The organism is Tsukamurella sp. TY48 (assembly GCF_019656655.1).
GTDB lineage: Bacteria > Actinomycetota > Actinomycetes > Mycobacteriales > Mycobacteriaceae > Tsukamurella > Tsukamurella strandjordii.
In genome coordinates this window covers 2,671,689-2,697,548 of the sequence record NZ_BPMV01000001.1, presented here as the reverse complement: position 1 = coordinate 2,697,548, position 25,860 = coordinate 2,671,689, and the positions used below count along the sequence as shown (strand labels likewise).

The 25,860-nt window shown below is 69.8% G+C and carries 29 protein-coding genes and 1 pseudogene; 14 read left to right on the top strand and 16 right to left on the bottom strand.

Annotated elements, in window-relative coordinates:
* Window positions 1-48: 48 nt before the first annotated feature.
* The gene (locus TTY48_RS13145; protein ID WP_220657916.1) at window positions 49-207 is read left to right on the top strand and encodes a DUF5302 domain-containing protein; all 159 of its coding nucleotides are present in this window, start codon (window positions 49-51) and stop codon (window positions 205-207) included.
* Window positions 208-265: 58 nt separating this feature from the next.
* Here the strand turns inward: TTY48_RS13145 and TTY48_RS13140 are convergent, their stop codons facing one another.
* Window positions 266-922, bottom strand: a complete 657-nt coding sequence (locus TTY48_RS13140; RefSeq protein WP_220657915.1) for a TetR/AcrR family transcriptional regulator — start codon at window positions 920-922, stop codon at window positions 266-268.
* 83 nt (window positions 923-1,005) lie between these two features.
* Here TTY48_RS13140 and TTY48_RS13135 point away from each other — a divergent pair, with 83 nt between their 5' ends.
* Both TTY48_RS13135 and TTY48_RS13130 read left to right on the top strand, forming a co-directional pair.
* Window positions 1,006-2,139, top strand: a complete 1,134-nt coding sequence (locus tag TTY48_RS13135; RefSeq protein WP_220657914.1) for an NAD(P)/FAD-dependent oxidoreductase — start codon at window positions 1,006-1,008, stop codon at window positions 2,137-2,139.
* Window positions 2,140-2,185: 46 nt separating this feature from the next.
* Window positions 2,186-3,064 carry a hypothetical protein gene (locus TTY48_RS13130; RefSeq protein ID WP_220657913.1) on the top strand — a complete coding sequence of 293 codons (879 nt, stop codon included), beginning with the start codon at window positions 2,186-2,188 and terminating at the stop codon, window positions 3,062-3,064.
* Window positions 3,065-3,071: 7 nt separating this feature from the next.
* Here the strand turns inward: TTY48_RS13130 and TTY48_RS13125 are convergent, their stop codons facing one another.
* The 9 genes from TTY48_RS13125 to TTY48_RS13085 all read right to left on the bottom strand — a co-directional run bounded on the left by TTY48_RS13125 (window position 3,072) and on the right by TTY48_RS13085 (window position 11,332).
* A complete protein-coding gene (locus tag TTY48_RS13125) occupies window positions 3,072-3,461 on the bottom strand; it encodes a DUF732 domain-containing protein (RefSeq protein WP_220657912.1) in 390 nt (129 codons plus the stop codon).
* Window positions 3,462-3,617: 156 nt separating this feature from the next.
* On the bottom strand, window positions 3,618-4,808 hold the full coding sequence (gene tuf / locus TTY48_RS13120) for an elongation factor Tu (RefSeq protein ID WP_220657911.1): 1,191 nt from the start codon (window positions 4,806-4,808) through the stop codon (window positions 3,618-3,620).
* A 124-nt stretch (window positions 4,809-4,932) separates the two neighbouring features.
* A complete protein-coding gene (gene fusA / locus TTY48_RS13115) occupies window positions 4,933-7,038 on the bottom strand; it encodes an elongation factor G (RefSeq protein ID WP_220657910.1) in 2,106 nt (701 codons plus the stop codon).
* Window positions 7,039-7,151: 113 nt separating this feature from the next.
* Window positions 7,152-7,622: a 30S ribosomal protein S7 gene (gene rpsG / locus TTY48_RS13110; protein WP_220657909.1), complete on the bottom strand. Its 471-nt coding sequence runs from the start codon at window positions 7,620-7,622 to the stop codon at window positions 7,152-7,154.
* Complete coding sequence (gene rpsL / locus TTY48_RS13105) at window positions 7,622-7,996, bottom strand: 30S ribosomal protein S12 (RefSeq protein WP_013128047.1); 375 nt, start codon at window positions 7,994-7,996, stop codon at window positions 7,622-7,624. Before rpsL ends, rpsG begins: the two co-directional genes overlap by 1 nt.
* A 369-nt stretch (window positions 7,997-8,365) precedes the next feature.
* Entirely contained in the window at window positions 8,366-9,247 is an 882-nt protein-coding gene (locus TTY48_RS13100) for a DNA-3-methyladenine glycosylase (RefSeq protein WP_220657908.1), read from the bottom strand.
* A gap of 14 nt (window positions 9,248-9,261) precedes the next feature.
* Complete coding sequence (locus TTY48_RS13095; RefSeq protein WP_220657907.1) at window positions 9,262-9,657, bottom strand: DUF5313 family protein; 396 nt, start codon at window positions 9,655-9,657, stop codon at window positions 9,262-9,264.
* Window positions 9,658-9,695: 38 nt separating this feature from the next.
* On the bottom strand, window positions 9,696-10,457 hold the full coding sequence (locus tag TTY48_RS13090) for an ABC transporter permease (RefSeq protein WP_220657906.1): 762 nt from the start codon (window positions 10,455-10,457) through the stop codon (window positions 9,696-9,698).
* A complete protein-coding gene (locus tag TTY48_RS13085) occupies window positions 10,454-11,332 on the bottom strand; it encodes an ABC transporter ATP-binding protein (protein ID WP_220657905.1) in 879 nt (292 codons plus the stop codon). The genes TTY48_RS13090 and TTY48_RS13085 overlap by 4 nt, the downstream gene beginning before the upstream one ends.
* Window positions 11,333-11,447: 115 nt before the next feature.
* Here TTY48_RS13085 and TTY48_RS13080 point away from each other — a divergent pair, with 115 nt between their 5' ends.
* Window positions 11,448-12,308 carry a hypothetical protein gene (locus TTY48_RS13080; RefSeq protein ID WP_220657904.1) on the top strand — a complete coding sequence of 287 codons (861 nt, stop codon included), beginning with the start codon at window positions 11,448-11,450 and terminating at the stop codon, window positions 12,306-12,308.
* Window positions 12,309-12,311: 3 nt separating this feature from the next.
* On the opposite strand, the gene TTY48_RS13075 is transcribed toward TTY48_RS13080, so the two are convergent.
* The 3 genes from TTY48_RS13075 to TTY48_RS13065 are packed head-to-tail and all read right to left on the bottom strand — an operon-like array spanning window position 12,312 to window position 14,086.
* Window positions 12,312-12,593 (bottom strand): DUF2277 domain-containing protein, encoded by a 282-nt coding sequence (locus TTY48_RS13075; RefSeq protein WP_220657903.1) that lies wholly within the window; start codon window positions 12,591-12,593, stop codon window positions 12,312-12,314.
* A 31-nt stretch (window positions 12,594-12,624) separates the two neighbouring features.
* Window positions 12,625-13,533, bottom strand: coding sequence for an FAD-binding oxidoreductase (locus TTY48_RS13070; RefSeq protein ID WP_220657902.1), 909 nt, complete (start codon window positions 13,531-13,533; stop codon window positions 12,625-12,627).
* 16 nt (window positions 13,534-13,549) lie between these two features.
* Window positions 13,550-14,086 (bottom strand): TetR/AcrR family transcriptional regulator, encoded by a 537-nt coding sequence (locus tag TTY48_RS13065; RefSeq protein WP_220657901.1) that lies wholly within the window; start codon window positions 14,084-14,086, stop codon window positions 13,550-13,552.
* Window positions 14,087-14,176: 90 nt separating this feature from the next.
* On the opposite strand from TTY48_RS13065, the gene TTY48_RS13060 reads away from it, so the two are divergent.
* The 5 genes from TTY48_RS13060 (at window position 14,177) to TTY48_RS13040 (ending at window position 19,716) form a co-directional block, all read left to right on the top strand.
* On the top strand, window positions 14,177-14,575 hold the full coding sequence (locus TTY48_RS13060) for a PaaI family thioesterase (RefSeq protein ID WP_220657900.1): 399 nt from the start codon (window positions 14,177-14,179) through the stop codon (window positions 14,573-14,575).
* A 38-nt stretch (window positions 14,576-14,613) separates the two neighbouring features.
* Window positions 14,614-15,468: an acyl-[acyl-carrier-protein] thioesterase gene (locus TTY48_RS13055; RefSeq protein WP_220657899.1), complete on the top strand. Its 855-nt coding sequence runs from the start codon at window positions 14,614-14,616 to the stop codon at window positions 15,466-15,468.
* A 152-nt stretch (window positions 15,469-15,620) separates the two neighbouring features.
* Window positions 15,621-17,288, top strand: coding sequence for an MFS transporter (locus TTY48_RS13050; RefSeq protein WP_255585760.1), 1,668 nt, complete (start codon window positions 15,621-15,623; stop codon window positions 17,286-17,288).
* Between the two features lie 182 nt (window positions 17,289-17,470).
* Window positions 17,471-19,039 (top strand): LVIVD repeat-containing protein, encoded by a 1,569-nt coding sequence (locus tag TTY48_RS13045; protein WP_255585663.1) that lies wholly within the window; start codon window positions 17,471-17,473, stop codon window positions 19,037-19,039.
* Complete coding sequence (locus TTY48_RS13040) at window positions 19,036-19,716, top strand: DUF305 domain-containing protein (RefSeq protein WP_220657897.1); 681 nt, start codon at window positions 19,036-19,038, stop codon at window positions 19,714-19,716. Before TTY48_RS13045 ends, TTY48_RS13040 begins: the two co-directional genes overlap by 4 nt.
* A 27-nt stretch (window positions 19,717-19,743) precedes the next feature.
* Here TTY48_RS13040 and TTY48_RS13035 read toward each other — a convergent pair whose 3' ends face one another.
* A complete protein-coding gene (locus TTY48_RS13035; protein WP_220657896.1) occupies window positions 19,744-20,385 on the bottom strand; it encodes a response regulator transcription factor in 642 nt (213 codons plus the stop codon).
* On the bottom strand, window positions 20,382-21,509 hold the full coding sequence (locus tag TTY48_RS13030) for a sensor histidine kinase (RefSeq protein ID WP_255585759.1): 1,128 nt from the start codon (window positions 21,507-21,509) through the stop codon (window positions 20,382-20,384). Before TTY48_RS13030 ends, TTY48_RS13035 begins: the two co-directional genes overlap by 4 nt.
* 132 nt (window positions 21,510-21,641) lie before the next feature.
* Here TTY48_RS13030 and TTY48_RS21365 point away from each other — a divergent pair.
* From TTY48_RS21365 to TTY48_RS13010, 5 genes and pseudogenes are all read left to right on the top strand, one after another.
* Window positions 21,642-22,142: pseudogene (locus TTY48_RS21365) on the top strand (multicopper oxidase domain-containing protein); the annotation flags it as partial.
* 229 nt (window positions 22,143-22,371) lie between these two features.
* A complete protein-coding gene (locus TTY48_RS21360; RefSeq protein WP_255585662.1) occupies window positions 22,372-23,184 on the top strand; it encodes a multicopper oxidase family protein in 813 nt (270 codons plus the stop codon).
* 8 nt (window positions 23,185-23,192) lie between these two features.
* Window positions 23,193-23,825 (top strand): DUF1775 domain-containing protein, encoded by a 633-nt coding sequence (locus tag TTY48_RS13020; RefSeq protein ID WP_220657894.1) that lies wholly within the window; start codon window positions 23,193-23,195, stop codon window positions 23,823-23,825.
* The gene (locus TTY48_RS13015; protein WP_220657893.1) at window positions 23,822-24,340 is read left to right on the top strand and encodes a copper resistance CopC family protein; all 519 of its coding nucleotides are present in this window, start codon (window positions 23,822-23,824) and stop codon (window positions 24,338-24,340) included. The genes TTY48_RS13020 and TTY48_RS13015 overlap by 4 nt, the downstream gene beginning before the upstream one ends.
* A gap of 31 nt (window positions 24,341-24,371) precedes the next feature.
* The gene (locus TTY48_RS13010) at window positions 24,372-25,109 is read left to right on the top strand and encodes a CopD family protein (protein ID WP_220657892.1); all 738 of its coding nucleotides are present in this window, start codon (window positions 24,372-24,374) and stop codon (window positions 25,107-25,109) included.
* Here the strand turns inward: TTY48_RS13010 and TTY48_RS13005 are convergent.
* Window positions 25,097-25,852, bottom strand: coding sequence for a MerR family transcriptional regulator (locus TTY48_RS13005; protein ID WP_220657891.1), 756 nt, complete (start codon window positions 25,850-25,852; stop codon window positions 25,097-25,099). The two genes, TTY48_RS13010 and TTY48_RS13005, sit on opposite strands and share 13 nt — an antisense overlap.
* Between the last annotated feature and the right edge of the window lie 8 nt (window positions 25,853-25,860).

The window sequence follows — 25,860 nt, the reverse complement described above, 5'->3', positions numbered from 1 at the left end:
TTCCCCTGTCCGGTTTAGCGTGATTCCACGCCGACGAGAGGAGACACCATGACGACCGACGGTATCGCCGACAAGTTCAAGGAAGCACTCGAACGAAAGAACGCGTCCAATCGCAAGGGTTCCGCCCACCTGGACGGGGCTGTGAAGCCGCAGACCCCACACGGCTCCGAGAGCCACCAGCAGCAGTTCCGCCGCAAGAGCGGATAGCCGCGTTCTCCCCGACGCCCCGCGACCCCCAGGTTCGCGGGGCGTCGGTCGCTCCGGGTCAGCTCGCCCGGACACCCGCGAGGATCAGATCGACCCCGGCGAGGAACTGCTCGCGGTCGTCGTGATCCCGCAATCGCCCGGCCACACTGCGGGTGAACGGGAATTCGCCGGGATCCAGATCGCCCCAGCGGTCCGCCATCGCGCCCAGATGCTCCTCCCGGCCCGGACCGCCCACGGACGCACGCGCATTGGCGGCGTTCTGCACACCGGCCCCCACGATGTAGTTGAGCAGGGCCGTCGCGGCGTCGAACCGCGCACCGTCGGGCAGCCCGAGCCGCGCGATCCGGCTGCCGAGCGCCTCGAAGACACGCAGCGTGCCGTGCTGTGCGGGATCGCGGTACATGCTCGCCCCCACCCACGGATGCGCGTCCAGGGTGTCGAAGAGGCCGAGCGCCAGCACCCGGATGCCGTCGGCGGGATCGGACTGATCGGAGGCGTCCGCCAGCACCTCGCCGATCATCCGCTCGGCGGCCGCGGTGAGCAGCTCGTCCTTGCCGGCGACGTGGTGGTAGATCGCGCCCGGCCCCGTCGCCAGCCGTGCCGCGAGTGCCCGGAACGTGAGCCCGGCCTCGCCCTCCTCGTCGAGGATGTCGATCGCCGTGGTGACGATCGCGTCCCTGGAGAGCGCACTGCTCCTGCGCGCTGATCCCGCCATGGTCCCATCTTGACACACGTTGGAACGCCGTTCCATACTGGCGCCATTGGAACGTTGTTCCAATGCATCGAAGGGAGTGCACCATGACAGCACCGGTCACCATCATCGGAGCGGGCCTCGGCGGCCTCGCCCTGGCCCGCGTCCTCACCGTCCACGGCATCGAAGCCACCGTCTACGAGGCCGACCCCTCCCCCGAGGCCCGCACCCAGGGCGGGCTGCTGGACATCCACGAGGACGACGGACAGGCGGCCCTGGATGCGGCACGCCTCACCACCGAGTTCCGCTCCCTCATCCACCACGGCGGGCAGGCCTCGCGCATGGTCGACACCCGCGGCACCGTCCTGCTCGACGAACCCGACGACGGCACGGGCGGCCGTCCCGAGGTGCTGCGCGGCGAACTGCGACGGATCCTCCTCGACTCCCTGCCACCCGGCACGGTCCGCTGGGGCGCCAAGGTCACCGCGGTCCGTCCCCTCGGCGAGGGCCGCCACGAGGTGATCTTCGCCGACGGATCGTCGGTCACCACCGCCCTGCTGGTCGGCGCCGACGGCGCCTGGTCCAAGGTCCGTCCCCTCGTCTCCGACGCCGCCCCCGCGTACACCGGGATCACCTTCGTCGAGACGTACCTGACCGATGTGGAGGCGCGGTACCCGGCCACCGCGGCGATGGTCGGCGCCGGCTCACTGTTCGCGCCCACCCCCGGCCGCGGCATCGGCGCCCACCGCGAGCCCGGCGACATCGTGCACGCCTACTTCCAGCTGGCCTGCGACGCCGATCAGGCGGACCGGCTCGCCTCCGCCGCACCGGAATCCGTCCGTCACCAGATCACCGAGGCCTTCTCCGACTGGGCCCCCGCACTGCTGGCGATGATCGGCGACACCGAGACCGATCCCGTGGTCCGGCGGCTGCACGTGCTGCCGGTGGGCCACCGCTGGGATCGCGTTCCCGGCGTCACCCTGCTGGGCGACGCCGCCCACCTCATGCCCCCGGCCGGGGAGGGCGCGAACCTCGCCCTGTTCGACGGTGCCCGCCTCGCCCAGGAGCTCGTAGCGCACCCGGCCGACACCGAGGCCGCGATCGCCGCCTACGAGGCCGAGATGTTCGAGCGCAGCGCCGCGGCCGCCGCGGGCGCCACCGAGATCTTCGAGATGATGCTCGGCGAGGGCGCCCCGGGCACACTGCTCGACTTCTTCAGCACCGTCGCGGCCGCCGACTAGACTGCGATCGCACACACCGGCAGGGGAGGCGATCATCGACATACCGGTGCTCATCCCCGTCCCGATCGTCCGGTACATCGAGCCGGAGGAGAAAGCCACACCGTCACCGGCGGTGCTGCAGGCCCGCGCCGTGATCGCATCGATCCTCGGTTCCCTGCGCGACGGCCCGCACCTCCCGGAATCGGGACTGCACTGGGCGTCCGCGTACCTCTCGCGCCCCGGCGAGAACGTGATCGCGGTATCCACCACCGACGCCGGTTGGCTCCCGCCGGGCGTACTCGTCCCGTCCGGTGTGCGGGTGCTGTGGAACGCGCCCGCGGCCACCGCGTGGGCCACCGTCGACGATCCGGTGCGGCAACTCATCGAATACGCCGCGGGCAACGGCTACGCGATACGCGGGATCGCCACCACCCATCCGTCGCGGGTGCACTACGACCCCGCCGACCCCGGCCGTCTGGTCGGGGAGAACCGGCGCGGCCCCGTCTTCGACGGTGGCGCTGACCGGTTCGAGGTGGTGGCCTCCGCCGATCGCGTGGCCCGCATCCGAGGGCTCGACGACGCCCACGCCGACCGCCAATCCCGGGCGCTGCTGCGGGATCTGGAGCGGCTCACCGTCGGGCCCGGGTACGTGCCCGGCCTCGACGAGACCGTCGCGGAGGCCGGACGGTACCTGCGCGCGGGCCGGAAGGTCCCGGTCGCGGTGCGCGATCACCTCGCCTTCGCCGAGGACGAGCTCGTGGACGCCCTGCGCGCCGACCGGAAATCTCCCCGCGACCTCTCCGCGGACAGCCGCGCCCCGGACGAAAGCCGGCTGCGGCACCTGCTGCTGCAGCGCGCCGCCGTCGCGGCCACGCGCGCCGCGATCGCGCACGATGTGGAATCCGCCGTCTACGCCTGGACCTTCGCCCGCTACCTGATGCGCTGAACGGCCGTCATCCCTGGCCGGGCGTCGGGCGCCAGCCGTTCGGATAGGTCATGTACCGCGACCAGTTGCGGTTGCACAGGTACTGCGCGGCGTAGAACACCAGCTGCTGCCGCTCCCACAGCGGGTAGGCGCGCTCATCGTTGTACAGCGCCCGCGTCGCGGCGACGGTGCTCGACGGATTCCGGTCGAGCGCGGTGCACGCGCTGTAGCCGAACCGGACCATCTGGGCGTCGGTGGTCCGATCGCCGAAGGGCTTGGTGAAGTCGTGGAGGTTCTTCGAGGCCACGACGAACCGGCCCTCGTCGAGCCGACCGTCGGCCTGGGCGGGCGCCTGCACCAGCGCGGCGCACCCGAACGCCACGGCCGCGGCCGCCACCGCCCTCATCAGCTTCGGCATCGTCTCGCTCCTCACCTCCGGTGGGCCCGGCCCACGTGTCGTGGCGATTATCGCCGATGGCACGCACGCCGGGGCGCGAACCCGAGAAGCCAGGAAACGCGAAAACGGCGCCCCTCCCCGAAGGGAGAGACGCCGTTCACGGCTGGTTACCGAAGATCAGGCGATGATCTTGGTGACGCGGCCGGCACCCACGGTGCGGCCACCCTCGCGGATCGCGAAGCGCAGGCCCTCGTCCATGGCGACCGGCTGGATGAGCTTGACGCTCATCTCGGTGTTGTCGCCGGGCATGACCATCTCGGTGCCCTCGGGGAGGGTCACGACGCCGGTCACGTCCGTGGTACGGAAGTAGAACTGCGGACGGTAGTTGTTGAAGAACGGGGTGTGACGACCACCCTCGTCCTTCGACAGGATGTACGCCTGGCCCTCGAACTCCGTGTGGGGAGTGGTGGTACCCGGCTTCACGACGACCTGGCCACGCTCGACGTCCTCACGCTTGAGGCCACGGACCAGCAGGCCGACGTTGTCGCCCGCCTGGCCCGAGTCCAGCAGCTTACGGAACATCTCGATGCCGGTGACGGTGGTCTTCGTCGACTTCTCGCGGATGCCGACGATCTCGACCTCCTCGTTGACGTTGACGATGCCGCGCTCGACACGACCGGTGACGACGGTGCCACGACCGGTGATCGTGAAGACGTCCTCGACGGGCATGAGGAAGGGCTTGTCGGTCTCACGCTCGGGGTCCGGGATGGACTCGTCGACGGCGTTCATGAGCTCGAGGATGGACTCGGTCCACTTCTCGTCGCCCTGCAGCGCCTGGTAGCCCGAGACGCGGACGACGGGGGCGTCCTCGTCGAACTCCTGCGAGGCCAGCAGCTCGCGGACCTCCATCTCGACGAGCTCGAGGATCTCCTCGTCGTCGACCATGTCGCACTTGTTCAGGGCGACAAGGATGTAGGGCACGCCGACCTGACGCGCGAGCAGCACGTGCTCACGGGTCTGCGGCATCGGGCCGTCGGTGGCGGCCACGACGAGGATCGCGCCGTCCATCTGAGCAGCACCGGTGATCATGTTCTTGATGTAGTCGGCGTGACCCGGCGCATCGACGTGAGCGTAGTGGCGCTTCTCGGTCTGGTACTCGACGTGCGAGATGTTGATCGTGATGCCACGAGCCTTCTCCTCGGGCGCCTTATCGATCTGATCGAACGCCGAGGCCTCGTTGAGGTCCGGGTACTTCTCGGCCAGAACCTTGGTGATGGCAGCCGTCAGGGTGGTCTTGCCGTGGTCGACGTGACCGATGGTGCCGATGTTCACGTGCGGCTTCGTCCGCTCGAACTTCGCCTTCGCCACTTGATGTCCTCCTGGACGTAGGTGCTATGTGAGGCCGGTTGCCCCACAAGCGGGTGTATTTACTTCAGTTGTTTCGACGCCGCGGAATTGTTCTGAGGCGTCACGCTCCGGAGAGCGGGGAGAATTACTCCCCGTTCACCTTCGCGATGATCTCCTTCGAGACGTTCGCCGGAACCTCGGCGTACGAATCGAAAACCATGGAGTAGTTCGCTCGGCCCTGGGTCTTCGACCGGAGGTCGCCGATGTAGCCGAACATCTCCGACAGCGGAACCTGTGCCTTGACGACACGGGCACCACTGCGTTCCTCCATGGCCTGGATCTGGCCACGGCGGGAGTTCAGGTCGCCGATCACATCGCCCATGTAATCCTCGGGCGTGGTGACCTCGACAGCCATGATGGGCTCGAGGATGACGGGACCGGCCTTGCGAGCGGCCTCCTTGAAGGCCTGCGCGCCGGCGATCTTGAACGCCATCTCGGAGGAGTCCACGTCGTGGTACGCGCCGTCGAGCAGCGTGACCTTGACGTTCACCATGGGGTAACCGGCGAGCACGCCGTACTGCAGCGCGTCCTGGGCGCCGGCGTCGACCGAGGGGATGTACTCCTTCGGCACGCGGCCACCGGTGACGGCGTTGACGAACTCGTAGGTCGAGCCGTCCTCCGCGTCCTCCAGCGGCTCCAGCTTGATGATGACGCGCGCGAACTGGCCCGAGCCACCCGTCTGCTTCTTGTGGGTGAACTCGTGCTTGTCGACGGTCTTGCGGATCGTCTCACGGTAGGCCACCTGCGGCTTGCCGACGTTGGCCTCGACCTTGAACTCGCGACGCATACGGTCGACGAGGATGTCGAGGTGCAGCTCGCCCATGCCGCCGATGACGGTCTGGCCGGTTTGATCGTCGAGCTCGACGGAGAAGGTGGGATCCTCCTCGGCGAGCTTCTGGATCGCGACGCCCAGCTTCTCCTGGTCCGACTTGGTCTTCGGCTCGATCGAGACGTTGATGACCGGGTCCGGGAAGGTCATCGACTCGAGGACGATGGGATTCGCCGGGTCGCACAGGGTGTCACCGGTGGTGGTGTTCTTGAGACCGATCATCGCGTAAATGTGACCAGCGGTCGCATCCTCGACGGGCATCTCCTTGTTGGCGTGCATCTGGAAGAGCTTGCCGATGCGCTCCTTGTTGCCCTTGGTGGCGTTGAGCACACCGGTGCCCGAGTCGATGTGACCCGAGTACACGCGGACGAAGGTCAGCTTGCCGAAGAAGGGGTGCGCGGCGATCTTGAAGGCCAGGGCCGAGAAGGGCTCGTCCTTGCTGGGCTTGCGCGAGATGATCTTCTCCTCGTCGCCCACGGCGTGACCCTCGATGGAGGGCACGTCGAGCGGGCTGGGGAGGTAGTCGATCACGGCGTCGAGCATGGGCTGCACGCCCTTGTTCTTGAACGCCGAGCCGCACAGCACCGGGTACAGCTCACGGGTGATGGTGAGCTTGCGGATGGCGCCCTTGATCTCCTCGATCGAGAGCTCCTCGCCGGCGAAGTACTTCTCCATCAGAGCCTCGTCGGACTCGGCGACGGTCTCGAGCAGCTTCTCGCGGTACTCGGCGGCCTTGTCGACGAGGTCGGCGGGGATCTCCTCGATGGTCGGCTCAGCGCCGGTCGCGACCACGCCGCGCCAGGTGATGGCCTTCATCTCGAGCAGGTCGACGACACCGTCGAACTCGTCTTCGGCGCCGATCGGCAGCTGCAGGACCAGCGGCTTCGCGCCGAGGCGCTCCTCGATGGTGCGCACGGTGAAGTAGAAGTCGGCGCCCAGCTTGTCCATCTTGTTGACGAAGCAGATACGCGGGACGTCGTACTTCTCGGCCTGACGCCAGACCTGCTCCGACTGGGGCTCGACGCCCTCCTTGCCGTCGAAGACGGCGACGGCGCCGTCGAGCACGCGCAGCGAACGCTCGACCTCGACGGTGAAGTCGACGTGGCCGGGGGTGTCGATGATGTTGATCTGGTTGCCGTTCCAGAAGCAGGTCACGGCGGCGGAGGTGATGGTGATACCACGCTCCTTCTCCTGCTCCATCCAGTCGGTGGTCGAGGCACCGTCGTGGGTCTCACCGATCTTGTAGTTCACACCGGTGTAGAAGAGGATGCGCTCGGTAGTGGTGGTCTTACCGGCATCGATATGCGCCATGATGCCGATGTTGCGGACCTTCGTGAGGTCGGTAAGCACTTCCTGTGCCACGGTGGTAAGCCTCGTTCTCGTTAAAGGATGGTTGGAACTTCCGCCGCGGTAGCGGCAGCAGGTGCTCCGGTGTCCCGCAGGCCGGCCGGTTGCAGCCGGCCCGCGGGATCAGATCACCAGCGGTAGTGCGCGAACGCCCGGTTGGCCTCGGCCATCTTGTGGGTGTCCTCGCGACGCTTCACCGAAGCGCCCAGGCCGTTGCTCGCGTCGAGGATCTCGTTGGCGAGACGCTCGACCATGGTCTTCTCGCGACGCTGCCGCGTGAAGGTCACCAGCCAGCGCAGCGCGAGGGTGTTGGCACGACCGGCCTTCACCTCGATCGGCACCTGGTAGGTGGCGCCACCGACGCGGCGGCTCTTCACCTCGAGCGAGGGCTTGACGTTGTCGAGCGCCTTCTTGAGGGTGAGAACCGGATCGGTGCCGGTCTTCTCACGGGTGGCCTCGAGCGCGCCGTAGACGATGCGCTCGGCGGTCGACTTCTTGCCGTCCAGGAGCACCTTGTTCACGAGCTGCGTCACGACCTGCGAGCCGTACACGGGGTCATTGACGACGGGGCGCTTGGGCGCCGGTCCCTTACGAGGCATCAGCCCTTCTCCTTCTTCGCGCCGTAGCGGCTCCGCGCCTGCTTGCGGTTCTTGACACCCTGGGTGTCGAGCGAACCGCGGATGATCTTGTAGCGAACACCCGGGAGGTCCTTCACACGACCGCCGCGGACGAGCACCATCGAGTGCTCCTGAAGGTTGTGGCCTTCGCCGGGGATGTACGCGGTGACCTCGACCGAGCTGGTGAGACGGACGCGGGCGACCTTACGGAGAGCCGAGTTCGGCTTCTTCGGGGTCGTGGTGTAGACGCGGGTGCACACGCCACGACGCTGCGGCGAGCCCTTGAGGGCGGCCGTCTTCGTCTTAGACGCCTTGTCCCGGCGGCCCTTGCGGACCAGCTGGTTGATTGTTGGCATAGAAGCGCTGTTTCCTTCTTCGTTCGGCTGTCGCCGGCCGCGTGGCCGACGCTGTCCTACTGCTGCGGTTGTAGCTCCGGGCAAGTCCTGCGCCCCCGGTTCAGAGGGCCGGACTTCCGCAGCGCGGCCCCACCTGCGATCTCAACTTTCGCCGTTTTCGCAGGTCAGTCCCGGCTCCGGGAAGTAGCTACCCGCCTCGCACGTACCCCGAGGTCGGGCGTGTCGCGTGCCCGTACGTGGTTCCGGAGGTCCGGCCTGTCGTATGGACACGATGGATCGTCCTGGCTTTCACCAGGCACGGCGACCAAGCTTACCTGGATGAACTCACAGTGGTCAAAAGTGTTCGTCGCAGACCACCGTGGTCCCGCCTCACCACCGCCGATAGTCGCGCACCGAGACCCTCGGGCCACGCCGTTCCCGATCGACTCCGGCGCGGCTGAGCAGGCGGATCACGCGGCCGCGCTGGCCGGCGTACGGAGCGAGCGCTTCGAGCATCCCGGCATCGTCCAACGCTTCACCGACCAGGCCCATTCCCACGACCCGCGGCAGGTGGTAGTCGCCCACCGGGACGGCGTCGGGATCGCCGTGCGCGCGGCCGGTGACCTCGGCCACGGTCCAGGGTCCGATGCCCGGAAGGGCCGCGAGCCGCTCGGCGCGGTGTTCGACGGCGACGGCGCTGGCCCCGATGATGGTGCGCATCCGCACCGGTTCGACGCCGGCGCGATGCCACTCCCAGCTGGGAACGGCCGCCCAGTCCTCGCGGCGCGGCGGGACCCACAGCTCGGGCGCTCCCTGCTCGGGGCCCGGCGCGGGGGTCCCGGCGCGCCGAACGAGGTACCGCCAGGCCCGCCACGCCTCCGCGCCCACCACCTTCTGCTCCAGGACGGCGGGAACGAGCGCCTCCCAGACCCGGTCGGTGCGGGTCAGCCGCAGGCCGGGCGACGCCGCGATCGCGCGGGCGATCACATCGTGCCGCGGGATCAGGGCGGACGGGTCGTCATCGGCCCCCGCGAGTGCGGGCGCGTGGTCGAGCAGCCAGTGCGCGCCGCTCCCCCACGCCTGCGCGGTGACGGTCCCGGCGACCTGGCGGATCCGGATCGTTCCCGGCCCGTCGGGGGTGTGCACGGCGCGCCAGATCGCATCGTCGGGCGTGCGGGCGTACGTGGGATCGCGCGGCCCCCGGCGCAGTACGCCGACGGTGCCGTGCAGATCCAGGAGATGCCCCGGTTGCCAGGTGCGCTCGGACGTCACCCGCGCGAGGGTACCTATGCCGCACGATGCCGGTACTTCGCCGCGTACACCGTCGCGCGGCGCTCGTGTTCACGGAGCTGCGCGCCGCTCTCGATGTGCGGGTCGAGATCGTTGTCCGCCAACAGTTCCTGCAGATAGATGGACCGCATGCCGCCGATGAAAACGATGGCGGGCAGCAGCATCATGGCGACGAGCGCCAGTTTCACCCACAGCGGTGACGGGAGGAGAAGGGCCACCACGACGAAGGGCAGGAACATCATGGCCCCGCGGGTGAAGTAGCGGCGATTGTGCCCGGGGCCCGTGGCGTCCCGGATCACCCAGTCGCGCATCGAATCGGGAAGACGCATCCCCATCAGATACTTCATCCGCTGCACGAGATTCGGCGTGGATCGTTCGGTTGACGTGGACATGCCTCCACGCTACGCCGGTGTGATGCAGGTCACAACGGTCAGCGGGCGGAGCTGCGCCGGTACGCGGCGGTCGCGGCGGCACTGAAGATCGCGAGCCAGGCCACCGCGTTGAGCAGGGCGATGCCGAGCGCAACGTGCTCGCCGCTGAGCTGCAGGCCCGCGGTGAGCGGGTAGCGGGCGAGCGCGGCCACCCCGAACATCGGCGTGAACTCCGCGGCGGTGAGCGCGGCCCCGGAGAGCGGGATGAAGACGCTGCCGGCGAAGGCCAGCACGGTCAGCAGGAGCCCCGGGACGTGCATCACGATCTCCGGGCGCAGCGCCAGGCCGAGCGCGAGCCCGAGCGCCCCGAAGACGGCGGAGCCGAGCCACGCGAGCAGCAGCGATTCTGCCCATACCGCGGGCTCCGCCTGGGCGCCGGTCGCGGCGGCGAGCGCTCCGACCACCACGACGGGCAGCGCGGCCACCACGAGGGCGCCGAGCAGCTTGCTCGCGATGTAGGCCGGGGGACGCAGCGGGGTCAGGCGCAGCGTGCGCACCCAGCCGGTCGACCGTTCGGCGGCGACGGCGGCGGCCGTGGTGGTGGCCGCGGCGCAGGCGCCGTACACGGCCAGGCCGATCATCGTCCAGGCGGCGAAGTCGCCGTGCGCGAACCGCACCTCGACACCGCGTTGCCGCGACAGTGCCAGATAGAGGACCGCGGGCAGCAGGGTGGTGATGAGGAGGGTCTGCCGGTTGCGGAGCTGGCGGCGGATGTCCAGGAGCAGGTAGCGGGCGGTGAGTCCGCCGGTGAGGGTGGTCATCGGATCTCCTTGGTGAGGTGCAGGAAGGCGTCTTCGAGGCCGTGCGCCGCGGCCTCGATGTCGTGGGCGTCGGTGTGGCCGAGCAGGAATCGGAGCGCGTCGTCGGAGGCGTCGGGGTCGGCGGCGAAAACGGTGCGATCGCCGCGGACCTCGGCGACGCGCACCCCGGGGACGGCGGCGACCAGTCCGGCCGCACCGGCGCGGCCGACGGCGGCGGAGATGCGCCGCCCGCCCGAGGCCGCCCGGATGTCGGCGGTGGTGCCGTCGGCCACGATCCGGCCGCCGGCGATCATCACCACCCGGTCGGCGAACTGGTCCGCCTCTTCGAGGTAGTGGGTGGCGAAGACCACGGTGGTGCCGCGCCGCGCATCCTCGCGGACCGCGGCCCAGAACCGCCGCCGGGCTTCGACGTCCATACCGGCGGTCGGCTCGTCGAGGATCAGGAGATCGGGTTCCGCGAGCAGCGCGAGGGCGAAGCGCAGGGCCTGCTGTTGCCCGCCCGAGCACTTCCCGACGGTGCGCCGGCGCAGTTCGTCGAGGCCGGCGCGGGCGATCGCGGCGTCCGGATCGGAGCCCGGGTGCAGGGCGGCGATGAGGTCGACGGTGTCCTGCACGGTGAGGGTGGGCAGGAGCCCGCCGGACTGCTGCACCGCGGCGACGGTGCCCGTGTGGGTGGCGGTCCCGGAGTCGGGCGGGATGAGGCCGAGGATCATGTCGATCGTGGTGCTCTTGCCGGCGCCGTTGGGGCCGAGGAAGGCCACCACTTCGCCGTGCCGGACGGTGAGGTCGATGCCGTCGACGGCGGTGAATCCCTCCCCCGTCGGGGTCGCGAAAGTCTTGGTGAGAGACCTGAGTTCGAGTGCCGTGGATGTCATGCCAGGAACTCTGCTGCGGCGCGGACCCGGTCGGATCCACCCGCGGGTGGAGGCGGGGGTGGAGATCGCCGAACGGGACTGTGATTCACATCACAACAGGAGTAGATTCCCGGTCATGCGCATGCGGATTCCCGTCGGCCTGGCGGCCGCGGTGTGGCTGGTCGCCCCGTCGGTCGTGACCGCGGCGCCGCCGCCGGGCGCCCTGCTGGGGCAGTTCGCACAGAACCAGCTCCAGAACTGCGCGGCGATCTGCCCGTACGCCGCGCAGGGCGTGGTGACGGTGCCGATGGGTGCGGTCACCGCTCCGCTCGCCCTGCTGCAGACCGCCGCCGCCACCGGCGACCCCTTCCGGGCGGTGGGCGCCGCGGCCCGGTCGGTCACCGCGCCCGCCGATGCCGCGATGACGGGGATCATCGGCAACGATCTCAATCAGGTGGTGCCGCGGTTCCAGAACGGCGTGCTGATCGGGATGGTCCACGTCCTGCGGTTCGCGGACGGCACCGGCTCGGTCGACGGGATGCGGTCGGATCTGCTGGCCGCGCTGCAGGAGCCGCTCCCGCCCGTCGCGCCCACGCCGCCGCCGCTCACCACACCACCGCCGTTCGCGATCACTCCCACCCCCAGCGGCCCGCTGCAGGTAGCGGCCGTCGAGGCGGCGAACGCCTTCTTCGCCGCGGCCTTCTACGTCCCGGAGCTGTCGCTGCTCGGCGCGACGCAGACCGCGAACGCCGCCGCATCGACGCTGGCCTCGACCGGTGATCCGGTGGCCGCGGTGCGGGCGGGCGCGAACGCCGCCGGGGGCGTGGTCACGGAGAACGCGGCGATCCTGGAGCGGACGTTGACGCGGGCGTCCGCGGCGAGCATCGAATCTCCCGGCACCGGTGGGCAATCCGAACCGCCGACCGGATCGCCGCGCGAGTCGTCGACCGGATCGTCGGTCTCCGACGACGGCGGGGTGACGGGCGCGGGCGACTGACCGTCAGGCGGTGGTCGCGGCGCGGGCCGCGATGCGGGCCTGCACCTCGGGCCGCCGCAGGGGCGGCACCGTCTTCGGCGGTTGCCGCCGCTCGGGCAGCACGGCGAGCAGGTCGTGCGTGGCCTGCGTGACGGCGGCGACGGCCTTCTCGAAGGGTTCGCGGTTGTTGTCGCTCAGCTTCTGGATGCCCGAGACCTTGCGCACGTACTGACGCGCGGCGGCCTCGATCTCCTCGTCGGTCGCGGCGGGCTCGAGGCCCCGCAGTTCAGTGATGTTTCGGCACATACGTCGACGGTAGTCCCGTCCGGCGGCGGCGTCAGGCGATGAGCGCAGCGACCTCGTCGGCGCAGCCCCAGCTGAGGGTGACGCCGGCGCCGCCGTGCCCGTAGCAGTGGATCACGTCGCCCTCGCGTTCCAGGCGCACCGTCGGCCGGGCGGGCCGCAGGCCCACGTTGTGGCCGATCACGGTCGCGGCGGCGAGCTCGGGGACCAGTGTGCGGGCGCGGGCGAGGATCGCGTCGGCTGTCGCGGTGTCCACGGTGAGCTCCTCCTGCCCGTGGTCCTCGGTGCCGCCCACCACGATGTCGCGGCTGCGCGGCACCACGTAGGTGGTCACGCCCAGGTCGAGGGCGGAATCGTCGATCCACCAGTGCTTCAGGCCCACCTGCTCCAGGTACACCACCTGCCCGCGTACCGGTTCCATCGACTGATCGCGCACGAGTTCGCGTGCGCCGAGGCCGCTGGCGTTCACGACGAGGCCGTCGAGCGAGGCGATCTCCCGTTGCTCGACGGTGCCGCCCAGCTCGCGCACGCGCTCCTGCAGCCAGGGCAGGTACACGGGCATCTCGATGACGGGTGAGACGAAGCTCCAGCCCTCGGCGTAGCCGGCGCGCGGCTCGTCGACACGGCGCACCTCGGGGACGGCGGACGACCACCAGGGTTCGCCGACGGGCTCCCGGAAGATCTCGGTGCCCGCGGTCATCACGACTCCGTCGACGCCGCGGTCCGCGAGTGCGGTGAATTCGGCGAGCGCCGCGGCCGACCAGGCGGTGACGCGGTCGCGCGGTTCGGCGAGGTACGGGTACCAGACCGCGGCCGCGACGGCGGAGGTCAGATCGGGTGCCAGGTCCCGGCCGTGGACCTGCACGGAGTGTCCGGCCTCCAGGAGCCGCACCGCGCACGACAGTCCGATCACACCCGCACCCACCACAGTCACTTGCGCCACGGGAGAGATTCTGCCACTACGCAATCGACGTCGCGTAGGCATCCGCCGCTCGCGCCACCCGCGGTCGATCGGCGGTGGTCAGCAGGTCGAGGAGGAGTCCGCGGAAGGTTGCGATCGCCAGGGTCACGGCGGGATCGTCCGCCTGCCGCCCGGAGCTCTCCGCGAGGGCGAGCCGCCAGTCGTCGACCACCCCGCGCAGGAAGACCTCGAATCGCTCGGGGTGTTGCAGCGCCTGGCCGTAGGCCGCGAAGAAGGTGCGGAAGTAGGCCTCGTTCCGGGGATCCGAGCCGTGCCGCCAGATGCGCTCGAAGGCGATCGGCAGGGGCACCGGACCGTCGAGCGCGTCGAGCCGGAGGCGGTCCCTGATCCGGTCGAGGACGGCGTGCACGAGCCGGTCCTTCGAGCCGAAGTGGTGCGTGAGCGTGCTGGTCGAGACGTCGAGGGCCGCGGCCAGCGGTCGCAGCGACAGGTCGGTGAGACCGTTCGTCACGACCACGTCGACTGCGGCGTCGAGCAGTCGGGCTCGGCGCGCGTGATCCACGGGGCGCCCCATCGGACCTCCTCATCGATCGTCTCCCCGGATCCTCCCATTTCTGTCACGATCGTCATAGGAATTAGGGGAATCAGTGCGAGGAGTACCGGAATGAAGATCACCGAGGACGCGATCTACGCGATGGCGCCGTTCGCGCGCACCCTGGGCGCGCGATTCCCTTCCATCGCCGCCGACGAGGTCCGCGCCGAACTCGATCTCGACCCGAGCCTGTCCACGATGGGCGGCGGCCTGCACGGTGGCGCGATCATGAGCCTGTGCGATCTGGCGGCGGCCGTTCTCGTCGGCCTGAACCTCCCCGAGGGCACCGGCTGGACCACGGTGGAATCGCACACGCATTTCCTGCGCCCCGTGCTCGACCGTGCCGTCGCCGTCGCCGTGCCACTCAAACTGGGCCGCACGGTGCTCAGCGTGGAGGTCACGGTGACCGACGCCGGCGAACGCCTGTGTGCGCGCACATCGCAGCTGCTGATCGCGCGGGCCGCGGCGTAGTCCGCCGGGATCATTCCGGGGCGACTAGGGTCGGCCCCGTGACGAAGCCTGCTGCGACCCCGTCGACCTACGAGTTCCTCCAGGACACCCCGCCCGGACCGTCCTTCGAGCGGACGTGGCCGGTGCGTACGGGCGATGTGAACCCCGAACGCCGAGTACGGCTGGACGGTGTGGCCCGGTACCTGCAGGACATGGCGAACGACGAGATGTTCCACCGCGGTTTCGAGTCGACGGACCCGTACTGGCTGGTGCGGCGCACCATCATCGACGTGCTCGCGCCGCTCACCTGGCCCGCCGATGTCACGCTCACCCGCTGGTGCGAGTCGACCAGCTCGCGGTGGTGCAACATGCGGATCTCGCTGCACGACACCGCCGGCGGCCACGTGGAGACCGAGGGCTTCTGGATCCGGTTCAACGCCGATACCGGGATGCCCACGCACATCAGCGACGGCGGCATGGAGTACCTGAGCAAGTACGTCGCCGAAACCCGGCTGCGCTGGAAGGCGCTCAACACCGAGCCGGCACCCGAACCGTCGGCCTCCGATCACGAGTTCGCCCTCCGGACCACCGATTACGACCCCTTCCAGCACCTCAACAACGCCGCCTACTGGCAGCTCGTGGAGGACGATCTGGATGGCGATCCGATCCTGCTGAGCCCGCACCGCGCGATCATCGAGTACCTGGCCCCGCTCCCCCTCGGCTCGCGGGTGCAGGTGCGCGGCCGCCGCGACGATCAGGGCTACCGCCAGTGGCTGTTCCGCCTGAACGAGGAGGGCGAGCCGGATCCGAAGCCCGCCGCGGCGATCTCGGTGATCCCGCTTCCGGGCGAGCCCTTCGGCGCGCCCGCGCCGTTCCCGCCGGAACAGGGCGAAAAGATCGAATGGCGCGGCTGACCGGGGGCGGCCCTGCACACCCCGATCAGGACACTTAGACTGCCGAGATAAATACGAAGTTCTTCTAAATTAAGGACTGTGTCTTGGTGATCCACGACCTCGAAACCCGCGACGGATACAAGTGGATCGCTTTGTCCAACACCACTCTGGGCATGCTGATCGCCACGATCAACAGCTCGATCGTGCTGATCGCCCTGCCCGACATCTTCAAGGGCATCCACCTCAACCCGCTGGAACCGGGCAACACCAGCTACCTGCTGTGGATGATGATGGGCTTCCTCGTGGTGACCGCGGTGCTGGTGGTGGCGTTCGGGCGGCTCGGCGACATGTTCGGCCGCGCCCGGATGTACAATATGGGCTTCGCGATCTTCACCGTCTCGTCGGTCTTCCTGGCGGTCACCTGGTTCGACGGTGCGCCCGCCGCCCTGTGGCTGATCGGCTGGCGCGTGGTGCAGGGCGTGGGCGGCGCCTTCCTCATGGCGAACAGTTCCGCGATCCTCACCGACGCCTTCCCGCAGAACCAGCGGGGCCTGGCGCTGGGCATCAACGGCGTGGCCGCGATCGCGGGCTCCTTCCTCGGCCTGGTGATCGGCGGCGTGCTGGCGCCGATCAACTGGCACCTGGTGTTCCTGGTCTCGGTGCCCTTCGGCGTGGTGGGCACGATCTGGGCGTACCTCAAGCTGGAGGACCGCGGCGAGCGCGTCCCGGCCACGATGGACTGGTGGGGCAACGCCACGTTCGCGGTCGGACTGATCGCGGTGCTGGTGGGCATCACCTACGGCATCCAGCCCTACGGCGGACACGCCATGGGCTGGACCTCCCCCTTCGTGCTGTCCTGCCTGATCGGCGGCGCGGCGGTGCTCGCGGTGTTCTGCTACATCGAACTGCGGGTCCCCGCACCGCTGTTCGATCTGCACCTGTTCCGCAGCAAGGACTTCCTGTGGGGCAACGTCGCGAACCTGTGCGGCTCGCTGGGCCGCGGCGGCCTGCAGTTCATGCTCATCATCTGGCTACAGGGGATCTGGTTGCCGCAGCACGGTTACGACTACACGCAGACGCCGCTGTGGGCGGGCATCTACATGGTGCCGCTCACCGTCGGCTTCCTGCTCTCGGCGCCCGCGGCGGGCGCCCTGTCCGACCGGATCGGTGGGCGCAGCCTCAGCTCCACCGGACTGCTCATCACCGCGCTCACCTTCCTGGCGCTGATCGCGCTGCCGGTGGACTTCCCGTACTGGGCCTTCGCCCTGATCCTGTTCATCAACGGTGTGGGCATGGGCATGTTCGGCTCGCCCAACCGCGCGGTGGTGATGAACTCGCTTCCCGCCACCTCGCGCGGCTCCGGCTCGGGCATGATGACTACTTTCCAGAACGCGGCCATGGTGCTCTCGATCGGCCTGTTCTTCTCGCTGATGATCGCCGGGCTCTCGAGCTCGCTGCCGGGCGCGATGTCCACGGGGCTACAGGCGAACGGGGTGCCCGCGCAGTACGCGAGCGAGATCGCGGCGCTGCCGCCGGTGGCCGTGCTGTTCGCGGCGTTCCTGGGCTACAACCCGATCCAGGAGCTGCTCGGCCCGCATCTGGCCCAGCTCAACCTCACGGCGGAGCAGTCGCAGCACCTCACCGGTCTGCAGTTCTTCCCGCACCTGATCTCCGAGCCCTTCCGCTCGGGCCTGGAGCTCGCCTTCTCCTTCGCCGCGGTGGTCTGCCTGATCGGCGCGGTCGCCTCGCTGCTCACCGGCCGCAAGGAGCCCGACGGTGCGCCCGACGCCGAGACCCTGTGCGCGGAGGCGGACGAGGTCGACACCGAGGCGCTGTATTAGTCGGAGCTAGCGGCATACCGCCGCGACAGAGAACATTCATTTAACTGACTACGCGGTAAGAAGTTCTCGAAATTCAATCTATAACCAACCTCCTTCGTCGTATCATTGCCCTGTCCTTGCAGTAATGCGCAGATGCGCGAACAGGTTGGCGGAGACACATGCACGTTCCCGAATCGATGTTTGTGCGAAGTTCTGATCGGCCGCGGTCCAGTCGATCGCTCACGCTCGTGGCGCGGATAGCGCTGGTCGCGATCCTTCTCGCGCCGCTGGGGGTGGTCGCGGCGCAGGCCCAGGCGGCCCCCGCTGGATACAACCAATCGGTCGACGTCTGGGACAGGGCCGTCGGCAGGGCTGACTGTCGCGCCGGCGACCGGGCCGAGAAGGGGATTCAGGGCGATGTCCCGCTCGAGGACCGGAAGAGCGGCCGAAGCACCAAGGGCTACAACTGCAACATCGACCTCGTCGGGCAGTACCAGGGCGACGGCGCCGGAATCGTCAGCCCCAGCTACAAGAACTGCTCGTACGTCTCGACCACGTTCCCCACGAACTTCGCCGGTAGTCACGGTCCCGGCGTCCGGGTCATCGACAACTCCGTGCCGGAGAACCCGAAACAGACGGCCACGCTCAACGAGCTCGGTGTGGTCACCGGCACCTGGGAATCGCTCAAGGTCAACGCGAAACGCGGCCTCCTGGTCGGCACCTCGGTGCCGGTCGGTATCGGCTTTGGATATATCGCGATCTACGACATCGCCACGGACTGCACCCGCCCCCGACTACTCAATCCCGGCACCGGAACGGCGCTGGGTATGCCGATCCCGATCACCACCCACGAGGGCGACTTCTCTCCGGACGGGAAGACCTATTGGGCGTCCGGCCCCGTCGCCGGTCACCTCAGCGCGGTCGATATCACCGATCCCGCCAATCCGATGGTCGTGTGGTCCGGCAGCACCGGCATCTTCGGTCACGGCGTGGGCTTCTCACCCGATGGTCGCCAGCTGTACGCCTCGACGGTCGCCGGCATCACCGTGATCGACGTCTCCGCGATCCAGGACCGCAAGCCGCGGACCGTCGTCACCGCACCGGTGCCCCACGTGGGCCGGCAGTTCTGGCTCGACGGGATCATCACCCAGCACAGCATCTACGCCACCTACGGCGGCAAACCCTACGTGTACGTGGTCGACGAGGCCGGCTCCGGCGGGGTCAAGCTGCTGGCGCTCAGCGATCTGTCGAACCTGAAGCTGCGCAATCAGATCAAGTTGGAGATCAACCTGCCCAAGAACGCGAACCGGTGGGCGCAGAGCGCCACGTCGAACGGCGTCTTCGGCTACGACGCCCACTACTGTTCCATCGATCGACCGATCGAGCCGACCGCGATGGCCTGCGGCTGGATCCAATCCGGTATCCGCGTGTTCGACATCCGCGACCCCGACAGGATCCGCGAGATCGCCTATTTCAATCCACCTGCCCAGACCGGCAAGAACCTTCAACTCCCGAACTCCACGCATGCGCTGCTCGGCTCGATCGTGGCGCCGCCCATCCTGAACACCCTGCAAATCGCCCGCTCGATCCTGCAGGGGCAGGCGCCCGTGAACGGGATCATCAACGACCAGAGCCGCCTGCTCGGCGCGGACCTGTCCGCCGACTGGTGCATGTCGCCACCCGAATTCCGCGGCAACGATCTGATGGTGAGCTGCATGGACAACGGCTTCATGCGGCTGCGTATCGACCCGAAGGCTTACTCACCCCGATGAACTCGTCCACCACCGGTAATCGGCTCGCAGTTCTGCTCGTCGCGATGATCGTGGCGGCCCTCGCCGGGCTCACGGTCGGATGCTCGGCGTCCAGCAACGACGGACCGCGCACGCAGGCACCCGGAGGGCCCCAGCAACTGAGCACCTCCGATATCGGCTTCGCGCAGGACATGCTGATGCACCACCAGCAGGCGACGCAGATGATCGAGCTGCTGCGTCCGGACCTTGCGGCCGACGTCCGCGGCATCGCACAACAGATCAAGGACTCGCAGTCGCGGGAATCGGGAATCCTCATGGGCTGGCTGGAAATCCTCGGCCGGCCCCTCCAGAACCCGAACCCGATGGCCTGGATGACGACAACGCCGCCGAACGCCGCGCCCACCACCCACGACATGGCGAACATGCCTGCCGGTCACTCGATGCCGGGGATGGCGACGAGCGAGGACCTCACCACCATGGCGAATGCGTCGGGTGTCCAGCAGGAGATCCTGTTCCTGCAACTGATGACCCGGCACCATCAGGGCGGGATCGACATGGCCGCCGCGGTGCAACGCAGTAGCTCATCGCCCACAGTGCGTCAGCGAGCGATGTCCATGGTCAAAGAACAGACCGACGAAGTACAGGCGATGGCCGTGCAGCTCGGTATCCGCAACGCCGCCACACTGCCCTACCCCTGACGGATCCGAACCTCGGCCCGTCGACCGCTACTGCGCGGCGAGCAGGGCCAGCTGCAGGCGAGTGCTGGAGTCGGTCTTGGCCAGCAGGTTGGTGACGTGCGACTTCACGGTCGTCACGGCCAGGTGCAGTTCGGCCGCGATCTCGGCGTTCGACATCCCCTGCCCGATCAGCGCCAGTACCTCGCGTTCACGCGCGGTCAGCGAGTACTCGGCGGCGGGCACTGCCGGACTCGCCGGGGTGTCGGTACGGGCCACCAGCGCCTGCCCGATCAGTTGTTTGACGGTGGCGGGTGAGAGCGGAACATCGCCGGCCAGGGTGCGCCGCAGCGCATCCAGCAACTCCTCGGGGGCGATGTCCTTCGCGAGGAAGCCCGCCGCCCCAGCCTGCAGCGCGGGGTAGAGGTGATCGTCGTCGTCGAAGGTGGTGAGCACCACGACGGCGGCGTCCGGGTCCTGCGCCTTGATGTGCGTGATTCCCACGATGCCGTCGGCACCGGGCATTCGCAGGTCCATGAGCACCAGATCGGGCCGGGTGCGGGCGAATTCGTCCGCGGCCTGCTGGCCGTCGCGGGCCTCGCCGGCCACCTCGAAGTCCTCGGCACCGTCGAACAGCATGCGCAGGCTGTCGCGGATCAGCCGCTGGTCGTCCACGATCAGGACGCGGATCATCGTCGGGCCTCCTGCGTCGGGACGACGAGCCGGACCGACCAGCCACCGTCCTGCGGCCCGGCGTCGAGCACTCCCCCGGCCAGCCGGGCGCGTTCGGACATGCCGTCGAGTCCGTGCCCGGACCCGCGCTGCGGGGTGCCGGACAGATCGCTGTGCACCTGCGCGATCACCTCGGTGGGGGTCTGCGCGATCCGCAGCTCGACCGCGGATCCCGGTGCGGCGTGCTTCATCACGTTGGTCAGCGCCTCCTGGGTGACGCGCACCAGGGTGAGCGAGCCGATCGCATCCAATGCGTCGTCGTCGAGTTCGATGGAGTCGGTAACGGCGAATCCCGCTGCGCGGGTACGCTCGACGGCCCCCAGTAGTTCGCCGCGCACGTCCGCGATCTCGGTGGGCGAGCCCACCTGATCGGCGCGGATCGCGGTGAGCAGGCTGCGGATGTTGCCCAGCGCCTCGGAGGCGGTGGCGTGCACATCGTCGAGCACGGCCTTGGATTCGCCGTCCGGAGTGCGGGTACGGGCCACGCCCACCCGCATGATGATCGCCGCCATGTGGTGCGCCACCAGATCGTGCAGTTCCCGGGCGAGCGCGGCGCGTTCGGTCTGCTGTGCTCCGGTGAGTTCGGCGGCGATCCGCAGGCGATCCTGGTGCGCGAGCTGGATGCGGCTGCGCAGGTACAGGCCCGCGGCCAGGGGCAGTCCGACGTACGCCAGCACCTGCACCGCCAGCTGGGCGGCGCCGGATCGGCCGTACGGATCGGTCACGGCGTGGAGCACGACCGCCGCCGCCCACACCGCGGTGCCCAACGCGATGGAGCGGCCGTCGCGGCCCCGCGCGGCGAGGTCGAGCAGGGCGATCACAGCGAGGTACGGGACCAGCCCCGACATCCCCCACGCCTCCTGGGCGAGCAGCACGCCGCCGATCACCGACAGTGCCAGCGAGGTGGCGAGCGGGCGGCGCTCACCCACGGCGAAGATCGCCGCGGCGAGCAGCGAGAGCACCCAGTACAGCGGCGACACGTGGAATCGCCCCGGGTAGGTACTGGCCAGCAGCAGCACCGGCGTCACCACCAGCGGCACCCAGCGCACCCACCGCATCCGGCGGATCCCGTCCATGGCATCCATCACCTGACGACCGTACCGGCTCGATAGCAGATCGAGTAGCCGTCCACAAGGGGTCGCGGGGTGGGAATCGGCGGTCCGGGTCGGTACCGCGGGCGGAGGAATCAGGGGCCCCGGAAATCCGACGATGGATGCATGAACGAGATCACCACCGCCGCAGGCCGAACGGTCACGCGGCGCTCCCTGCTCACCGCGCTCGTCGCGGCGCCGGCGCTGGCCGGCGCGTGCTCGTTGGTGCGTTTCCCGTCGTCTTCGGCCAGGGACGGCACCGGGCCGGACGGTCTGCGGCGCCTACCCGTGCCGCCGCTGGCCCCGTCGCGCACCGATGCCGACGGTGCGCGGCTGTTCGAGCTCACCGCGCAGGCCGGCACCGCCGAGCTGACGCCGGGCCGGGCGACCCGCACCTGGGGCTTCAACGGCGCGGTGCTCGGGCCCACGCTGCGGGCCCGGGACGGCGAGAAGGTGCGCGTGCGGGTGCGCAACACCCTCCCGGAGGAGACCACGGTGCACTGGCACGGCATGCACCTGCCCGCGAAGAGCGACGGTGGGCCGCACCAGCCGATCGCGCCCGGCGCCACCTGGACCACCGAGTGGACGATCCGGCAGGACCCGGCCACGCTCTGGTACCACCCGCATCCGCACGGCGCCACGGAGCGGCACGTGTACCGCGGCCTGTCCGGCTTCTTCCTGCTCGACGGCGACGGCCCCGCCGGATTGCCGTCCGAGTACGGGGTGGACGACATCCCCGTGGTGATCCAGGACCGCCGGTTCACCCCGGCGGGGCAGCTCGACGAGACGCTCACGGAGGCCGTGGGGATGACGGGGCCGACGATCATCACCAACGGGATCGCGGGCGCGTACCTCGATGCGCAGCGGAGCCGGATCCGGTTTGCGGCTGCTCAACGGCTCCTCGGGTCGCAGCTACTTCCTCGGCCTCTCGGACGGCCGCGGCTTCACCCTGGTGGGCACCGACGGTGGCCTGCTGGCCGCGCCGGTGCGCATGGACCGGATCTTCCTGAGCCCCGGCGAACGCGCCGAGATCGTGATCGAGATGCGGGCGGACGATGCGGTGCGGCTGCAGTCCTTCCCCGCCGACGCCGCGCACCGCGGGCGGGTCGACCGGGACATCGCGGCCCGCTTCGGCTTCGACGACACGCTCGACGTACTCACGCTCCGTTCCGGCGGTGTCACGGCCTCCCCCGCCCTGCCGTCGACGTTGGCCGCGATCGCTCCACTCACCCCCGCCGCGACCGCGGCGCGCCGTCGGTTCGACCTGCAGTGGCACATGATCAATCGCAAGCAGATGGACATGAACCGCATCGATTTCACCGCCCGTGAGGGCGATACGGAGGTGTGGACGGTGCGCAACGTGGACAACTGGCCGCACAACTTCCACGTGCACGATGTGCAGTTGCAGGTCATCTCCTTCAACGACGGTGCGCCGCCGCCCGAACTACGCGGCTGGAAGGACACGGTGTACCTCGCTCCCGGTGACCGCGCCACGCTCGTCATGCGGTTCGAGGACTACTCGGATCCGCTGTACTCCTACATGTTCCACTGCCACCTGCTCACCCACGAGGACGCCGGAATGATGGGCCAGTTCCTGGTCACGGCGGACGGCACCTCGCCGCGCACCGCCGCCCCCTCCGCGCCCGCATCACACTCGAATTCGAACTGAGAGAAGACATGACCACACTCCTGCACCGCTCGCTCGCGGCCGGCTCGGCCGCCGTCGTCCTCGCCCTGGCCGTCGCGGCCCCGTCGGGCGCGCACGTCACCGTCCGTTCCCCCGACGGGACGCCCGGCCGCACCGGCACCGGCACCGTGATCGTCCGGGTGCCGAACGAATCCGCGACCGGCGCCGCCACCACCGCGCTCACCATGCAGCTCGATCCGAGCCTGAAATCGGTGCGTGCCGCGGTGATCCCCGGCTGGACGTCCACGATCGACCGGCGCGCCGACGGGACGCCGGCAAGCGTCACGTGGACCACCGCGCCCGGGGCCCCGGGCATCGGACCGGGACAGTACGGCGACTTCGCCGTCGCCGTGGCGCCGTACCCCGACCGCACCGTCGCCCTGCCCGCCACCCAGTCGTACTCGGACGGCACGCAGGTGCGGTGGGACCAGCCCACCGCCGCGGACGGGACCGAACCCGAACACCCGAGCCCGGTGCTGACGCCACCCGCGGACACCGCCGCGGCGGCCTCGGGTGCCGCGGATACGGCGCATTCGGCGTGGGTCCTGGCGGGTGTCTCGCTCGCGGTCGCGGCGCTCGCCGCGGCCCTTGCCTTCCGTCGCGGCGGACGGGGGCGCGCATGACCGGCCTCGCCCGCGGCTTCGCCGCGCTGCTGCTCGTGGCCTTCCAGATGAGCCTCGCGCTCCCGTCCGCCTCCGCGCACGCCACCCTGGTCGAGGCGACTCCGGCCGCCGGTTCCTCGGTCGCACAGGCCCCGAGCGCGATCACCCTGCGGTTCAACGAGCCGCTCGTGGACGGTGCGCGCCAGGTGCAGGTGACCGGACCCGATGCCGCCACCGATGTGTGGACCACCGGCTCCACGCAGCTGACCGGCGCGGAACTGCGGGCCGATCTCGTGGGGCTCGGCGGGCCGGGCGAGTACACCGTGACCTACCGGGTGACCTCCGCCGACGGCCACGCCGTGTCCGGCAGTACCTATTTCACGCTGACCACCGACGGCGGCGCCCGCCCCGCGTCCGGCGCCGAGTCCACATCCGGACGGGGCTCGTCGGTGCTCGGCATCGCGGTGGTAGCGGGTGCCGTGGCCGCGCTCGCCGCGGCCGGGGTGCGGTGGCGCCGTCGCCGCGCGGCCTCGTGACCGCCGTCGCCTTCCGGGCGGCCGCCGACCTGTGCGGCATGCTGGCGCTGGGGGTGCTGTTCCTGCGGACCTTCGCGGCCTCCCGCCGCGTGATGCCCGCTGGGTCACCCGGCTCGGGGTCGCCTGGGCGGGGTTCGCCGCGCTCAACCTGCTGGCGACCGCAGCCGGCCGGTCGGGGATCGCGCTGTGGCGGGTGGACCCGGCGGGCCTCGCCGCCGAGGTGCGCACGGTGCCCGCCGCCGCGGTCACGGCGGCCGCCGGGGTGTTGCTCGCCGGTGCCGGGCGCCGCATGCCCGTCGGGATCGCGCTGGGCGTCACCGCGATCGGCCTGGCCGCCGGCCCCGCGACGGGGCACCTCGGCCTCTCGCCGGTCGGTGCCGCCGTGGTCACGGTGCACGTCGTGACAGCGGCGTGGTGGTTCGGCGGACTGGCGGCGATGCCGCTGGTGCTGCGAGGCCGGGCCGAGTGGTCGGCGGCGCTCGCCGAGTTCAGTCGGTGGGCGCTCCCCGCGGTGGCGCTGCTGGGCGGGAGCGGGATCGCGGCGGCGGTGATCCGCTCACCCGCGGTGGATTCACGGTACTTCGTGCTGCTGGTGGTCAAGGCGATCGCCTTCGCGGCCCTGCTCGGCGTGGGATGGTGGCAGCGCCGGACCACCACGGCGCGGGCCCGGACCGCTCCGGTCACCCTGACCCGCCGGGCCATCGCCCTCGAAGCCGGCGCGCTCGCCGCGGTCACGACGCTGGCTGCAGCCCTGAGCTACTCCGCCTGACGGTCCGCGCCCGTCCGGTCGTCGACGGCCCTCTGGTGGGCACGGAGCTCATTGTCGAGTGCGGCGTCCAGGGCGCGGTCGAGCGCGGCGTGCGCGTTCTCCGTGCCGGCGCGCCGCATGGCGCCCAGCAGGCTCACGGCCCAGGCCACATCGTCCTCGGACTCCGGGAGCCAGCCCGGGCCCCGTCGACGGTCCACCTCGTCGTGCGCGGCGGTCATCAGGATCTCCGCCGCCTCGTTGATCTTCCGCGCGAACCGTTCCTGGACGTCGGCGAGCACGGCCAGGTCCATGCCGCGGTGCACCAGCCGGGCGAGGTTGCCGATGATGCCGCTGTCTACTGCCTCGTAGACGCCCGGATCCGTGGTCTCGGTGACGATGCCGGCCCGGATCAGCGTGGCGATGTCGTCGTCACCGAGCGTGCCGAACCGCTCGACGAGCTCGTCGCGCGTGTAGCGGGGGCGCTCCGCGGTGGCCCAGGGCTCGTCGAGGATCTCGTTGAGTTCGAGCGCGTCACCGATTCGGGCAGTGGGATTGGTGAGGAAGGTGGCGATGTGTTTGAGCGTGAACCCGCTGCTGAGCAGTTTGTTGATGGCCCGCAGGTTGCGCAGGTGCTTCTCGGTGTAGATCGCCACCCGGCCGCGCCGCAGCGGCTGGGGCAGCAGGCCGCGCTCCTGATAGCCCCGGATGTTGCGCGTCGTGGTCCCCGAAACGCGGGCCAGGTCGTCGATCCGGTACTCGGTCATCCCTGCAC